We start from the raw sequence: 13,520 nt of genomic DNA, 5'->3' as shown, positions 1-13,520 counted from the left end.
ATCGCCCTATGACCAGCAGTTTCAATCAACCTCAAAACCATGATGCTGTCCTGGGCGGTCAGGGTGCAATTCCAGCAAGCAGTGTTGTTTTAGGTGGATTTGAAGGAGTGAAGCGACGATTAGCTAGCCCAGTGTCCGAGCATCGCCTGGAAGCTCTCCCGGAATCCCTTAAGTATGGACAAAAGGGACTGTTTTTAGTAGTTCGAGCGTTGAATGATCCTTCTATTGAGGTTCAGCAGGAAGCCTATCAGCTGTTGCAGGATAGACCAGAGCCACGAGTGCAGCAGGCAGTGCAGCAGTTTTATCAGCGATCGCACTACACTCGGCTAGAGAGCGTCTTGTCTCAAGGACAATGGCAAGAGGCAGATCAGGAGACGAAACTTGCTTTATTCAAAGCCTGTGGGCTGACGCTAACCAAGCAGTTTCCCAGCTACCGGATTGATGACATTCCCTGTGAAGACTTAGAAATTATCGATCGGCTTTGGCGCAAACACAGTGGCGATCGCTTTGGCTTCAGCGTTCAGGCATCGATTTGGCAACCGCTACAAAACCTGCTGTGGGACAAAACTGAGGTCTGGAATAGATTTGGGGGTCGGGTCGGTTGGCGTACCACCAGCTTTTTAATAGACCGCCGATGGAAGCGCTACGACGAAATTACTTTTTCGCTCAGTGCCCCAGTCGGACATTTGCCGTTCCTGGGAGACAAGTTTGGCATTTTTACAATGGAAGCGATCGCTAATCGCCTGAGCGTCTGCCAAATTGATTGAAGTAGGGCGATCGCCCAAAACCGTACTAGCACAGTAATGCAGTAGAGAATTTAAGCGATCGCCTACTGCTCAGGAACAATCAAACCAATTTGAAAGTGTGTTTGTTCTAAAAGAACCATATAGACTAGTAGGAAATTAATCTGTTCGGGTCTAGAATCAGCAGTTTTACATGTTTGTGTCTGAGAGTCCTTGCTTGAGCTTGGCGATCGCCCGCCTAAAGGCTGCTGAGCCTGAGCATTATGCGATTTGGGTTTTACAAGCGCCTTTTCCAGGAGGGTATGTTCATCACGACTGCATGTGGTCTGGCGAACTCACCCAAACCTGGCAGGCTTGGCAAGGATTGTTTTCGCTACGTGGGCTACCCGATGTCCCTCGAATTTCTCCGGCTCAGCTGCCCCAGTCTGCTCCGTCATTGACTCCCATGATGGCAACGCCATCTTCCTCCACACAAGGAACCAGCTACAGCAGCCGTTTAATGCAACATTTAGGGATTAGCCTGTGGCGCTGGCTGTTTGACGGTCCGATTCAAAGTAGCCTTGACCAGAGTCAAGGAATCGCCATCGGACAGGGAAATCCTCTGCGACTGCGACTGGAGATTCGTGACCCCGACCTGATCGAGCTTCCCTGGGAAATTATGCAGCCGCAGCCCGGAAAGCAGGCCATTTCCCTCAGCCAGCAGATCTTATTTAGCCGCACCACCAGCGACGTAGACCCGCTTCCTTCCCTGCGTCCGGAGCAAGCACTCAAGATTTTGCTGGTTTTAGGGCAGGATGCAGATCCATCTGCCTCAGGCAACTCAGCCCGTTCAGGCTCACTGGGACAGCCAGCCCTAAAACTGCAGCAAGAGGCAGAGGCGCTGTCAAAAATCCTGGAGTCATCGGGAGAGGTAGACGCAAGTGATGGGTTTACCATGCCTGTGCCCTGCGAGGTGACTACACTCTTACAGCCCACCGCAGCGGCTCTGATTGATCATTTGGAAACAGAAACCTACAACGTCTTGTTTTACTCTGGACACGGGATACCCGCTCCAGATGGAGGTTTACTGTTTTTGCGCTCTGATGCCACCCTAAATGGAACAGAACTGGCTCAAGTGTTAACTCGCTGCCACGTCAAGCTGGCGGTGTTCAATGCCTGTTGGGGGGCACAGCCCGACCAGCAGAGTCAGCAGGCGATTCCCCGCAGCAGCCTGGCGGAGGTGCTGATTCATCATGGCGTTCCGGCGGTGTTGGCCATGCGTGACTCGATCGCCGATCGGGAAGCACTCAGCTTTATTCAGGCATTTGCCCGATCGCTAGCTGAACGAGCACCGATTGACGAGGCTATGGCGATCGCTCGACAGCACCTGCTGACCCTTTACAAATTCAACCAGCCCGCCTGGACGTTGCCCGTCCTCTACATGCATCCAGAGTTTAACGGCGAGTTAATCAAGCCATTAGCCGAAAACGTCACCGAAATCCCCGACCATTCCCCTAGTTGGATTGGACGGCAGACACCCGAAGCATCTTTGCGCTCATTAGCAGCTCCCAGCCGAGTTTGGCGCATTCACGGTGGCAGAATGCGAATTGGCAGTCAGGATGGCAACGATCTGGTGCTGCGAGGTGAACCTGGAGTTTCCCGTAAGCATGCTGAGATTTTCTACCGAGATGCTTTCCTGGAGGGCACTGCAGAGCCAACCTACTTCCTCCGAGATTTTTCTCGCTTTGGCACGCTGGTGCTGGATGCCAACGGCTGGCACAAGATTCACCATCAGGAAGTTCCTTTGAAATCAAAGACTCAGCTCAAGTTTGGCAGTTCTCAAAGTCAAGCTTTAGAGTTTTCGATCGAAGATCCTTTTGCCGCCCGATAAATCTCAGCCAATTGGCTGAGATTTTAGCCAATTACGGAACAGTCCCACTCCCCCTTGTAGATATCGGTGTTCAGATCTGGTTAGCTATTGCATTCAGGAGCAACTCATGGCAAACGATCAGGCTCGTCCCCACTCCTCATCTTTTCATGCCCAAGCAGAGCGAGAGCTACTGCAGCTCATTTTGCAGTCAGAAGCTTCCTACCCCTGGAATCCAGCCGAACCAAGTGCAGAAGCTTACTTTGCTGAGCTTGAGCAGGAAGTGGAGGCAAGTTGGTCGGCTGTCGAACTGGCAGCTCAAGGGCAAGCACTGTCCAACAAGCTAGAGCAGCTTTGGGAAACTGTTTTACCGACCACAATTCAGGAAACAGCTGCTGAGTCACTCAGTACAGACCTATTTGGACAGTTTTCGGCTCAGGTGCCTAAAGCTTTGTTAGATAGAATTATTGGTCGCGCGAACCAGATTATTGCAACCAATCTTTCCCTGGCTGATCAGCTGGTGCAGTGCGTGCAAGAGCTTTTACCCGACTGGGATGAAGATGATCTCCAGGTGCTTGCCCGCCCATTTGCTTATGCGATGCGAGGTGCAGAAACAGAAATGTTAGAAGCTGCTCTACGCTCAGTTCGTTGTGCAGCCTGGACAGAGCTATCAGGAATTGAGCAAGCCCGCCTAAGTCTAGCCATTGCTCGCTATGCGATCGCCCAGCTTCCTAGCCCCTCTATACAAGAGTAGCTACACAAAAAATTATCAAAACTCCGTTTCAAACTCATGATTCTTTGCCAAGACGAAAGAATCAGCCTGTACAGGATTGCTTCATCCCCCATCTCCCACTCCGGGATCTGCCTTGTACACTGATTTTCTGATCGCTCTTAGAACACCGCATTTCGCCCCTCAAATCTCCCGTTTTGGAGGACTTTGAGCAGTAACGACAAGTCCCTAGAATAGGGCGTTTGAGGGGTATAGAAGTTGGTGTGTATGCTGCAAATTAAGGAAGTCGTGAGAAGCGAGTCGCAAAGTTTTGCGATCGCGTCGGAGACAAAGTTCTAGCTTTCAAAATTGCCGCAGCCAAAAACGCGTAGGACATTACCCCTACCAGTGTCAATATCAGCAAATTCAACACTCCTGTTGCATTCCACAATGCGTGAAGGGCAGAGGCAGTGAGATAGCCGACACCCAAAATTTGCCAGCGCTTTGAAGGCTTGAGAATACTTAGCCCAATAAAATAGCCAAAGTAGCCGCTGTAAGCCATGTGCCCTGCAACAGAACCAAGAATGCGAGGAATCAATAGCTGAATCGCGTACACTTCAGCCAGACCGTCTCCAAACTGAATTGACACCTGATTCACAATTCCCGGAACGTATTGCCCTAAGGTTTCCAAGATTGTGAAACCTGCTGCTGAGGCTGCTCCCAGCAGAATGCCGTCCAGAGGCTCCCAAACACCAATGCGTTCTCGTTGGGGCGATCGCAGTCGATTTCCCCAGGCATAGGCCACGAATATTGGAATCGCCTTCAGCAACTCCTCCATCAAGCCAGCTCCAAAGAACATCCTGATTAGCAGGACTGGAAAGCTAATTGACTCAATGTCCTCCGGCACATTACCTGGAAGCACACCGCGAAACACAAAAATAAAAACATTCAACACCGGGCTAAGCAACAGCAGCATCGTCAGAATAGCCGACCCTACTAGCAGCCACCAAGGTTTGTGTTTGCCGCAAAGCTGGTAGATAAAGTAGTACGCACCACCTGCTAACAGCAGCGCCAGCAGCAGATTAAACAGAATCGTGTTGCCAATCGAGGCAAACATCAACACCACGGCGCAAACGATAATGCTGCCCGGTATCAGGTATGCTTTGCGAGTCAAATCTCGCCCCGTTGAAACAATCGGAAAAAGCTGACTCAATGTAACGCCATCAGCCGCCGGGGTCGCATTCAGACCCGCCTGTGTATCAGGGCGAGCTGTGGCTGAATAGGCTCCCGGAAAGACAACTGGTTGAGGAATTGGGGGAAAGTCTGCGGTAGGGCTTCCTTCTATTACCTGATACTCGAAAATAAACTGAGCCCCATTTTGACCCAGCACGATGCGATCGCCCTCTCGCAAGGTACGACATCCCTGTAATCTTTGCCCATTTAAGTAAGTGCCATTAGCGCTACCCAGATCGCAAAGCTGCCAGCTTAGCGGTTGCCCAGATACCTGATTTGGAGCAATGTGAACCTTGGCATGTTGACGGGAAACACTGCCATAAGACAAAGAGTCCAGAACAATCTGACAACGCGGATCGCGCCCAATTAGAACTTCTGAAGTAGGAGAGAGAAAATGTAAAAGGGAATTGGCTTCGGGTTGACTGGTGGAAACCTGTCGAAGAACTGCCTTTCGAGAAGATTGTCCCGTCATCAGTGAAGATGTTGCGCTAGGGAGGACGTAGGAGTCAAATATCCTGCCTTAACTATAAGCTCAACACCCTGCGAATTTTGACAGCATTTTCCGATCATTTCGGGGTAGCTACTGGTTTGCTCTTGCATCCCGAACTGCAGCATAAAACAGCAGCCCTACCGCGGGAGTACTCAAGGACAGGATGATGCTCGTCAACAGCGTACCCAGTTGAGGAGTGCCAGAAGAAAGTTCAAAAATTGAACCGACGGCAGCGATCGCTGCAACACAGGAACCGCCCAGAAACACACTACTTTTTGGGGTCATTTTTGCTCCGTTGCTTCTGCTCACCCAACTTCGTTAATTTAGCAGAAAACGGACTAGCTCACAGACTTAACGGCCTGAGTCGAAAATCCGTGCTTGGCGAGTTCTTGATTGAGCAACAGGGCATTATCCACGCGGTCGACAAACATTACCCCATTCAGGTGATCCATCTCGTGCTGAATTACCCGCGACAGCAGACCCTTTGCGGTTAGTTTCTGGGGCCGTCCATTCTCGTCTTTGTAGGAAACCTCGATCACTTCAGGTCGAGTCACGTCTAGAAAGACACCTGGAATGCTGAGGCAGCCTTCTTGAACAACACAAACGTCTCGGCTTTGCTGCTTAACAGTTGGATTAATCAAGATCAAAGGCGGCGTGGTGGGGTTGTCTAACTCGCAGTCGATCACGATCAGTTGCTTATGAACTCCAACCTGGGGAGCTGCCAGACCAATGCCATCTTCGCTGTACATGGTTTGCAGCATCTCTTTGGCTAACTGGCGCACTTCCTCGTCAACCTTGTTAATGCGCTTGGCGGGTTGACGCAAGACGCGATCGCCCAAGTAGTGAAGCTGAAGGGGCGGCTTTGCTAGCTTTTTCTTTTCAACCAGAATTTGAGAGGTCATGAAACCGTAACCTATTACAAATAGTGAATTTCTCTAACTCCATCATAATGAATCATGCCCATTCCAGGGTGGATACGTGCAAAGCTCTTAATCTTTTGCTCAACTGGTTAGTTCCCCCTGTGATTCCTTTGGTCCTCCAGGTACCTCGAATTTTACTAACCCAGGTGTCTCCCTTTTATGAATCCAGCTTCAACGCAACCAGAATCCTGGCAAGATAGAGTCAGTGACTCTATTTGGGGTTGAGCATGACTTGGCAAAAACTGGCAGCTTTTTTGCTGTCTCTGATGCTTTGGGGTTGGAGTCTTCCGGCTCACGCAGACTGGACGATGCCGATGTCCTTTAGTAATGCAGAGCTAAAAGGGCGAGATTTTTCAGGGCAGAGTCTACAGGCATCGGAATTTTCTAACGCAAATTTGGAGTTCACTAACTTCAGCGATGCAGATATTCGAGGAGCCGTGTTTAGCGCGTCGGTCATGACTAAAGCTAATCTGCACGGCGCAGATTTGACCAATGCAATGGCAGATCAGGTAAACTTTTCGGGAGCCGATTTGAGCGATGCGGTTTTTACCGAAGCCATTTTGCTGCGATCGACGTTCGAGGATGTGGATATTGCCGGAGCCGATTTTAGCTATGCCATTTTGGACGGGGCACAGGTGAAGGAGTTATGTGCACGGGCTAGCGGCACAAATCCCAAAACAGGTATCGATACACGTGAATCTTTAGGTTGCCCTTGACTATGCGGGTTGGTGTAATTGGTGGCGGTCAGCTCGCCTGGATGATGGCAGATGCGGCGCGATCGCTAGCAGTCGATTTAATTGTGCAAACTCCTGAAGCGAGTGATCCGGCAGTGGCGATCGCCACCGAGACGATTCTTGCTCCGATTGACGACGCTGCTGCGACAGCCCAGCTTGCTGCCCAGTGTGACGTGATCACGTTTGAGAATGAGTTTATTGACCTGGAAGCCCTGACTCAACTAGAAAAGCAGGGCGTTCGTTTTTATCCTCAACTCACAGCCCTGGCTCCGCTGCTGGATAAGTATCATCAGCGCTGCTATTTGCGGGACATTGGGCTACCCACTCCTGAATTCTCAACTTTAGAAGCCGCAGATACCCTTTCTGCCAGATGGCTCAGCTATCCCATTGTTTTGAAGGCGCGTCGCCACGGCTATGACGGACAGGGAACGTTTGTTCTCAAGGATCGGGCAGATTTAGAGAAAATTTTGGCGAACTCGGCAAGGCAAGCCTGGTTGGTCGAAGAATTTGTGCCCTTTGAGCGTGAACTGGCAATTATGGCGGCACGTAGCACGACAGGTAAGATCGTCACCTACCCAGTTGTGGAAACTCAGCAGGAAGCACAGGTTTGTCATCGAGTATTTGTGACTTCTGATTTGGCGACAGTAGAGGAGGAAGTGGAGGCGATCGCCCACACCTTACTCACTCAACTCAATGTTGTCGGCATATTTGGCATTGAACTGTTTCTAACTCGTGACGGCAAAGTGCTGGTCAACGAGATTGCACCTCGCACTCACAACTCCGGACATTACACTTTAGATGCCTGCGTCACGTCTCAGTTTGAGCAACATCTTCGTGCAGTGTGTGGTTTGCCATTGGGCAATCCGGCCCTGCGGACTGAGGCGGCTGTCATGGTGAATTTGTTGGGTTACGAGCATTCCCAAAGTGAGTACTTAGAGAAACGCCAGCAGTTATCGCAAATTCCCCAGGCTCAGGTGCATTGGTATGGCAAAACGGAATCTCGACCGGGGCGTAAGTTGGGACATGTGACTGTGTTGATGGATATTAGCGATGCAGCTAAGCAGCGATCGCAAGCCACAGAAATTGCCCAAACTATCGAGTCAATCTGGTATCAAACGTGATGATCTGGGCGATCGCCCCTGCACTGAAACAAAGCCTTTACGTTCAAAAACATCTCATTAACAGACTCGTTAGTCAGGTAGCAATAAAATCCCCAGCTTCTCTACGAAGCCGGGGATCTGCGTCCCTTGCTAAGTAAAGGAGTAGAGTTATTTCACAAGTCCTGAGCGAAGCGCACGAACCGCTAACTGAGTGCGATCATCAGCACAGAGCTTGTTCAAAATATTCCGTACATGAGTTTTAACTGTTCCAACGGTGATGTAGAGCCGTTCAGCAATTTTGGCATTGCTGCATCCGTCTACAATCAACTCCAAAACTTCCAATTCTCGCTCTGTTAATGGGTATGCCTGAACAACCTGATCATACTCATTGTCCATTGCTTTAATGGCGATCGTGCCAGATTCAGCTTTAGAAAAAGCCTCAGCCTGCGCTTCACGCGTCTGTCGCAGGACAACACGAGCAACAGATGGATCAATCCAGGAATCACCCTGAGAGGTTACTCGAATAGCTTCTACCAGATCATTGATGCTGATATCCTTCATGCAGTAAGAGTCTGCCCCAGCCGCGAAAGCAGACATGACGACTTCTTCATCGTCCTGCATTGTCATAATTAAAACTTTCGTTTCAGGCACATCGCCTGCGGGAGGAATGCTCTTGAGGCGCTGAGTTAATTCGATCCCATCCATTCCGGGTAAACCAACATCTACAATAGCAACGTCGGTAGGAGTGATTTTAAGAAGTTCAAGCGCAGATAAAGCATTACTTGCTTCACCAACTACCGCAATTTGGTCTCGCTGCTGTAGTGCTGTGCGAATACCAACGCGAGTTAAAGTATGGTCTTCCACTAGGGCTACACGGATCGTGTTCATCTCTAACCTTTCGACTTTCTAGAACGAGGAGGACTTTAAGCAAGCACTTTGGGATGGATATGCAATGGATAATAATATTTCAACAGTTTCACCTGCAGAAATACTAGACGATTTACCTAATCTTTTCGGTCTATCAAGAGAAGGAGGCTGTAGGCGTATATAGGTATTTCGTTGGGAATAGTTTAAGTGAATTTGAGTCTATTGCTGATTTATTTCTATGCTCAACCTGATCTACATTCCTTACCAAATGGGGGTTGCAGAGCTTTAAGCTCGATTTAATGTACCTAATCGTACATAGCAAAGTATTGCGCTAAAAAATCTTATGTTAAATCCGTTTACATTCAGAACCTTAGATTTGATGAAAGAAGGAATTTAGTTTGCTTGATCTAAGTACCTCTACACAAAAATGGTAGTAAATGTGACGTGAACGACTGTCAATTAGTCGAAAAGTCGGAAAATATCTAGAATGAATGCAGGATTTATCCTACAGAAATAAAAATCTGTAGAGGCAAAATTCTTTCGATCAATTTCTCAACAATATTTTTTCTACACAGAAGGTTCGTGAACTTTTGAGTTAATAGAACTTCTGTTGGAAGATATGTCTTTTGAAAGAGATCTAAAAGACAACAGGACTACCTAAAGGATGAACTTATAAAAACTCAAATATTTAGGCAGTAACAGCTACCATATTGAGCTTCTTTTTAAGGCTGAGCAATTTGAGTAGTTCTAGCGTGAAGCGTGCTGTTAAGTATCAGCTTCGGACTTTTCAGAAGCACTTTAATAGGACAAATCTTGGACAAAAGATTGCCCCTCTACCTATCAATCGCGATCGCACTCTACTACTCCGATGCTTTTTCATCCAAAAGGATACCGCTTTGGGCAACCAGCTTGGGGTAGATCAGCACAAAGAACACCATCCAAGTTAATACAGGAATAGCGACCAGCGCAGTCAGCCACCAGAGTCGCAGCAGCAGCCAGCTACCGCTGATGAGGGTGATGCCTGTCAAAACGATTGACCAGGGCTGACACCACCAGGGTTTGTAATCCCAGACGTTGAGTGATTTGGAATCGGGTTGAGTCGTCATGTGGAGTCCTAGGTTATTGACGTAAAGTGCAACTCGGAAGCTTTTGGAGAAGATTTTACCTTCGTAAGGGCAAACGGGTGTTCACTCTTACTCAAGCATTGCCAACCTACTAGTTAGTCGTAAGGAAGGGTAGGGCGATCGCAGCCACTTCTGCAGCATATTCTTCGTGCAATCCCAGGGAGCCGGGAAGCCGTTGGGATTGCACGTTGGGCTGCGCTGCGATCGCCTCCATTTCTGCCTTTGAGCCTGGAGGTGCCTGTTCGCTGATAACTAACATCAACGGCATTGAGAGGGATTGAAAGTTTTGCAGAAATTCGTCGCGGTTTTGAGCAGGGTCGAGGGTACCTGTGACAAAGGCAGCTGGAGCGAAGCGGGCACCGGGTCGTTGAGTAATCTGGTATTTCTGCTGAATGAATTCAGGCGTGAGTTTCTCAATATCGGTATAGACGTGACGGCGATACATCAAATTGAGAAAGGAGGGCACCGTATTGAGCTTATAAAGCGCTTGTCCCAGGAGGGGCGATCGCACCGTTTCCCGCACCGCACCTGCAACCTGCTGATTTGCACCCATCGTCGGCAACGGGCCTCGCCAGGTTGGAGCCACCAGCACAATTTTTGACCAGACTGCGGGCTGCATTGAAGCCAACTGCATCACATAGCCCGCTGCGTGTCCGGCAGCAATCACTGCTACGGGCGTGTCAAATTGGCTGCGGACAAAATCTTGCAAAAGTTGGTGATAAACCGCTGAGCGGTAATCGATGGACGGTCGGTCAGATTCTCCAAAACCGAGCCAATCCATTGCCCAGACTTGAAATTGAGTAGACAGCCGCTCTCCTAAACCTCGCATTTCGGAACGGGTAGACACGGTGCTAAAGGCCGGCAGCAGCAAAACAGGACTTCCCTGTCCTAACGTCTCGTAGACAACCGTGTGGGCTTGCTGCTTCCAATTCCACACAAACTCGTGGGGAGTACCGCCAATTCCGGCAGGGTTAGTGGGGTTGAGAGGAGGGGCGATCGCATTCATACAAAATTCCCAATCTTACAAAATTCTTGGTAAAGACCTGATGAATCGCATTCTACAAGTAGGCTTCATGAGTAACAGATGCTTTGAGCTAAGACGCGATGAATCGCTGTCTTAACAGGCAGGTTCCATTCTGAATCAATCGCTCAACTTTCATAATCCTGCGCAGCTTGAATTAAGACGTTTCTGAAGGAGATGCATAAATCGGCAATAAATTGTTCAATTTCTAGACAGACTTCTTTGCTAACGACGCATAAAATTTGCTTATCACGTTCTACATAATAAAGACAATCATTATCATGATATTTCTCGCTTCCATTTTTGGAGGTCTTTGTAATGCATCTACCCACTCAAACTGATATAGCCATCATCGGGGCTGGACCTCACGCTCTCACCCTAGCAACGCATTTGCTGCAAAAGCGATCGCAAATGCAGGAAAAGATCGTTGTGCTTGATCCAAACGGTTTTTGGATGCATCAGTGGCAGCGTTTGTTTTCAATGCTGGAAATTTCGCATTTGCGATCGCCTGCCATTCACCAGCCCGACCCCAACCCTTACGCGCTGCGTCAGTTTGCAAAACATCGACTCGACGAGTTGTTTTCACCACACGACCTACCAGGCGCAAAACTGTTTCAAGATTTTTGCCAGACTCTCGTTTACCGTTGGCAGCTACAGCAGCAGGTGCATCGCGCTCTAGTCCAGCGAATCACGCCGATCATGCAAGATCGTCCTTGCCTCAGCATTGCTCTGGCTGGCGGCAAATCGTTAGTGGCTCAGCGGGTCGTGCTGGCAATGGGTGGCGGAATGCTCAATTTTCCAGCCTGGGTGAATAAAGTTTCAACCCCCTACCCAAAACATAGACTTTGCCATTCCCACGAGGTTGATTTGCGCCAGTTGCGCTTGCGGGGTGAGCGAATTTTGATCGTGGGAGGCGGATTAACGAGTGGACACCTGGCAGTAGGAGCGATCGCGCGGGGTGCCGAGGTGCAGTTGCTCTCTCGTCGTCGCCTTCTAGAGAAATGGTTTGACGCTGATCCTAATTGGCTCAATTCCCCAGAGTGCCAGGAATTTGTTGCCGAACGCGATTGGGAAGCCCGTTGGGAAATGATTCAGCAAGCCCGTAATGGCGGTTCTATGACTCCCAACATGATGACTCATCTACGCCAGTTGCAGCAAACAGGAAAACTGTCGCTGCACCAACGCTGTCAGGTAGTCAGGGCAGAATGGCTGGGCAATCGCTGGCAAGTCCGCTGTCAAGATGGCGCAGTTTTGGAATGCGATCGCATCTGGCTTGCCACCGGGACAAAGCTAGACGTAACCCAAAATCCACTCCTGGCAGACGTTCTAGAAGAATTTCCGACTGGTATTGTGAACGGCTTGCCCATCCTGGATGACCATCTACGCTGGCAGGGCTGCAAATTGTTTCTAATGGGCGGTCTAGCAGCGCTGCAAATTGGACCTACCGCCCGTAACTTGGCAGGCGCAAGGTTAGCTAGCGATCGCATTGTTGCTGCACTAACCAGATCTAGCTTGGTCAAATGCTAGTTAAACCAAGAAATTCAACTTAAAACTCCGATCTTCGTTTGAATAAGTACTAACGAGCGATCCAATCCTCCTCTGCAATCCGATAATGGGTAATGGTATTTAAGTAAGGATTTTAGGTAGGGGAAAAGCATGGAAGGACGGTTGTTGCTGGTTGATGATGAACCAGGATTGCGGGAAGCAGTGCAGGCCTACCTCGAAGACAGCGGGTTTACAGTAAACGTTGCCAGCAATGCCCGTGACGGTTGGGAGTTGCTTCAGCAAACGTCGCCTGACCTGGTAATCTCCGACATTATGATGCCGCAGGTAGATGGCTACCAGTTTCTCAAGCAAATGCGGGAAGACGAACGGTTTCAGGCGATTCCTGTCGTGTTTCTCACTGCGAGAGGCATGACGACTGACCGAATTCAGGGCTACCAGGCGGGTTGTGATGCCTATCTGTCCAAACCTTTTGACCCAGATGAATTGGTAGCGATCGTGAGCAATCTGCTAGAGCGACGAGCTGTCGCAGATCGGGCGGCGGCAGGAGATGGCAATACTCCCGATATCGCAGACATGGCTCGACAAATTGCTGAAATTCGGGCGTTGCTGACTCAGAGAGGGGCAATCGCCCAAACCCCTGCTCCTGTCCGGCTTGATTTTACCCCGCGTGAGCAAAGCGTTCTAGAACTGGTGGCAGAGGGTCTGATGAATAAGGAAATTGCCCGTCGCCTGGAAACCAGCGTTCGTAATGTAGAGAAATACGTCAGCCGCTTGTTTAGTAAAACGGGCACCAATAGCCGCACAGAGCTAGTGCGTTATGCATTGGAGCATGGTTTGACAAAGTGAATGGGAGTTGAGGATTGGGGATTAGGGGTAGGTTTCAGTGCTGAACCTTTTATCAGGGTTTTGCCTGCTAAACCTACTCGTACAGGATTGTCAGCCAACAGAATTCAATGTTGGTGATGAATCTATTACATAACGTGTTGGCAGTCCGGAAGAAGCGGCAAAAACCGCGACAAATGATATCAGCCAAGCCTTGGCTCAACAGCCTTTTTTTGCCCAGCTACCTGCTGAAATGCAAAATTGCAGAACCTTAACCATTTATCGACAAATGGCAGTTCGTGAGCCTTTAATGGACTTGTAAAGACTATCAATCGCCCTCCTGCCTGGAAAACTGAAGGGCGATCGCACACACACCAACCGGAGTTGGAGGTAAGTCACTATGAT

General features: G+C 49.4%; 13 protein-coding genes. 7 read left to right on the top strand and 6 right to left on the bottom strand.

All coding sequences use genetic code 11. The features are described from left to right. Positions 1 to 8 precede the first annotated feature (8 nt). From H6F93_RS32555 to H6F93_RS32545, 3 genes are all read left to right on the top strand, one after another. Entirely contained in the window at positions 9 to 767 is a 759-nt protein-coding gene (locus H6F93_RS32555; protein ID WP_190690330.1) for a GUN4 domain-containing protein, read from the top strand. 169 nt (positions 768 to 936) lie between these two features. Next, positions 937 to 2,613, top strand: coding sequence for a CHAT domain-containing protein (locus H6F93_RS32550; protein ID WP_190690327.1), 1,677 nt, complete (start codon positions 937 to 939; stop codon positions 2,611 to 2,613). Between the two features lie 106 nt (positions 2,614 to 2,719). Beyond that, a complete protein-coding gene (locus H6F93_RS32545; protein ID WP_190690324.1) occupies positions 2,720 to 3,343 on the top strand; it encodes a hypothetical protein in 624 nt (207 codons plus the stop codon). A 253-nt stretch (positions 3,344 to 3,596) separates the two neighbouring features. Here H6F93_RS32545 and H6F93_RS32540 read toward each other — a convergent pair whose 3' ends face one another. From H6F93_RS32540 to def, 3 genes are all read right to left on the bottom strand, one after another. Continuing rightward, a complete protein-coding gene (locus H6F93_RS32540) occupies positions 3,597 to 5,003 on the bottom strand; it encodes a PrsW family glutamic-type intramembrane protease (protein WP_190690321.1) in 1,407 nt (468 codons plus the stop codon). 108 nt (positions 5,004 to 5,111) lie between these two features. Next, positions 5,112 to 5,306, bottom strand: a complete 195-nt coding sequence (locus tag H6F93_RS32535; RefSeq protein WP_190690318.1) for a hypothetical protein — start codon at positions 5,304 to 5,306, stop codon at positions 5,112 to 5,114. A gap of 53 nt (positions 5,307 to 5,359) precedes the next feature. Continuing rightward, entirely contained in the window at positions 5,360 to 5,923 is a 564-nt protein-coding gene (gene def, locus H6F93_RS32530; RefSeq protein ID WP_190690315.1) for a peptide deformylase, read from the bottom strand. Positions 5,924 to 6,168: 245 nt separating this feature from the next. On the opposite strand from def, the gene H6F93_RS32525 reads away from it, so the two are divergent. Continuing rightward, positions 6,169 to 6,657, top strand: a complete 489-nt coding sequence (locus H6F93_RS32525; protein WP_190690313.1) for a pentapeptide repeat-containing protein — start codon at positions 6,169 to 6,171, stop codon at positions 6,655 to 6,657. 2 nt (positions 6,658 to 6,659) lie between these two features. Next, positions 6,660 to 7,796, top strand: coding sequence for a 5-(carboxyamino)imidazole ribonucleotide synthase (locus H6F93_RS32520; protein ID WP_190690497.1), 1,137 nt, complete (start codon positions 6,660 to 6,662; stop codon positions 7,794 to 7,796). Between the two features lie 147 nt (positions 7,797 to 7,943). On the opposite strand, the gene H6F93_RS32515 is transcribed toward H6F93_RS32520, so the two are convergent. The 3 genes from H6F93_RS32515 to H6F93_RS32505 all read right to left on the bottom strand — a co-directional run bounded on the left by H6F93_RS32515 (position 7,944) and on the right by H6F93_RS32505 (position 10,772). Next, positions 7,944 to 8,663: a response regulator gene (locus tag H6F93_RS32515; RefSeq protein ID WP_190643493.1), complete on the bottom strand. Its 720-nt coding sequence runs from the start codon at positions 8,661 to 8,663 to the stop codon at positions 7,944 to 7,946. 839 nt (positions 8,664 to 9,502) lie between these two features. Then, positions 9,503 to 9,748 (bottom strand): DUF6737 family protein, encoded by a 246-nt coding sequence (locus H6F93_RS32510; RefSeq protein ID WP_190690310.1) that lies wholly within the window; start codon positions 9,746 to 9,748, stop codon positions 9,503 to 9,505. Between the two features lie 109 nt (positions 9,749 to 9,857). Then, the gene (locus H6F93_RS32505) at positions 9,858 to 10,772 is read right to left on the bottom strand and encodes an alpha/beta fold hydrolase (RefSeq protein WP_190690307.1); all 915 of its coding nucleotides are present in this window, start codon (positions 10,770 to 10,772) and stop codon (positions 9,858 to 9,860) included. 333 nt (positions 10,773 to 11,105) lie between these two features. On the opposite strand from H6F93_RS32505, the gene H6F93_RS32500 reads away from it, so the two are divergent. Together H6F93_RS32500 and H6F93_RS32495 are read left to right on the top strand one after the other, a co-directional pair. Further along, positions 11,106 to 12,314: an FAD/NAD(P)-binding protein gene (locus tag H6F93_RS32500; RefSeq protein WP_190690304.1), complete on the top strand. Its 1,209-nt coding sequence runs from the start codon at positions 11,106 to 11,108 to the stop codon at positions 12,312 to 12,314. A 129-nt stretch (positions 12,315 to 12,443) separates the two neighbouring features. Next, complete coding sequence (locus H6F93_RS32495) at positions 12,444 to 13,139, top strand: response regulator transcription factor (protein ID WP_190690301.1); 696 nt, start codon at positions 12,444 to 12,446, stop codon at positions 13,137 to 13,139. Positions 13,140 to 13,520: the final 381 nt, after the last annotated feature.

This window comes from Leptolyngbya sp. FACHB-671, from assembly GCF_014695745.1.
GTDB lineage: Bacteria > Cyanobacteriota > Cyanobacteriia > Elainellales > Elainellaceae > JAAUTN01.
The sequence above is the reverse complement of the archived record's forward strand: the minus strand, read 5'-3'. Positions and strand labels throughout refer to the sequence as shown.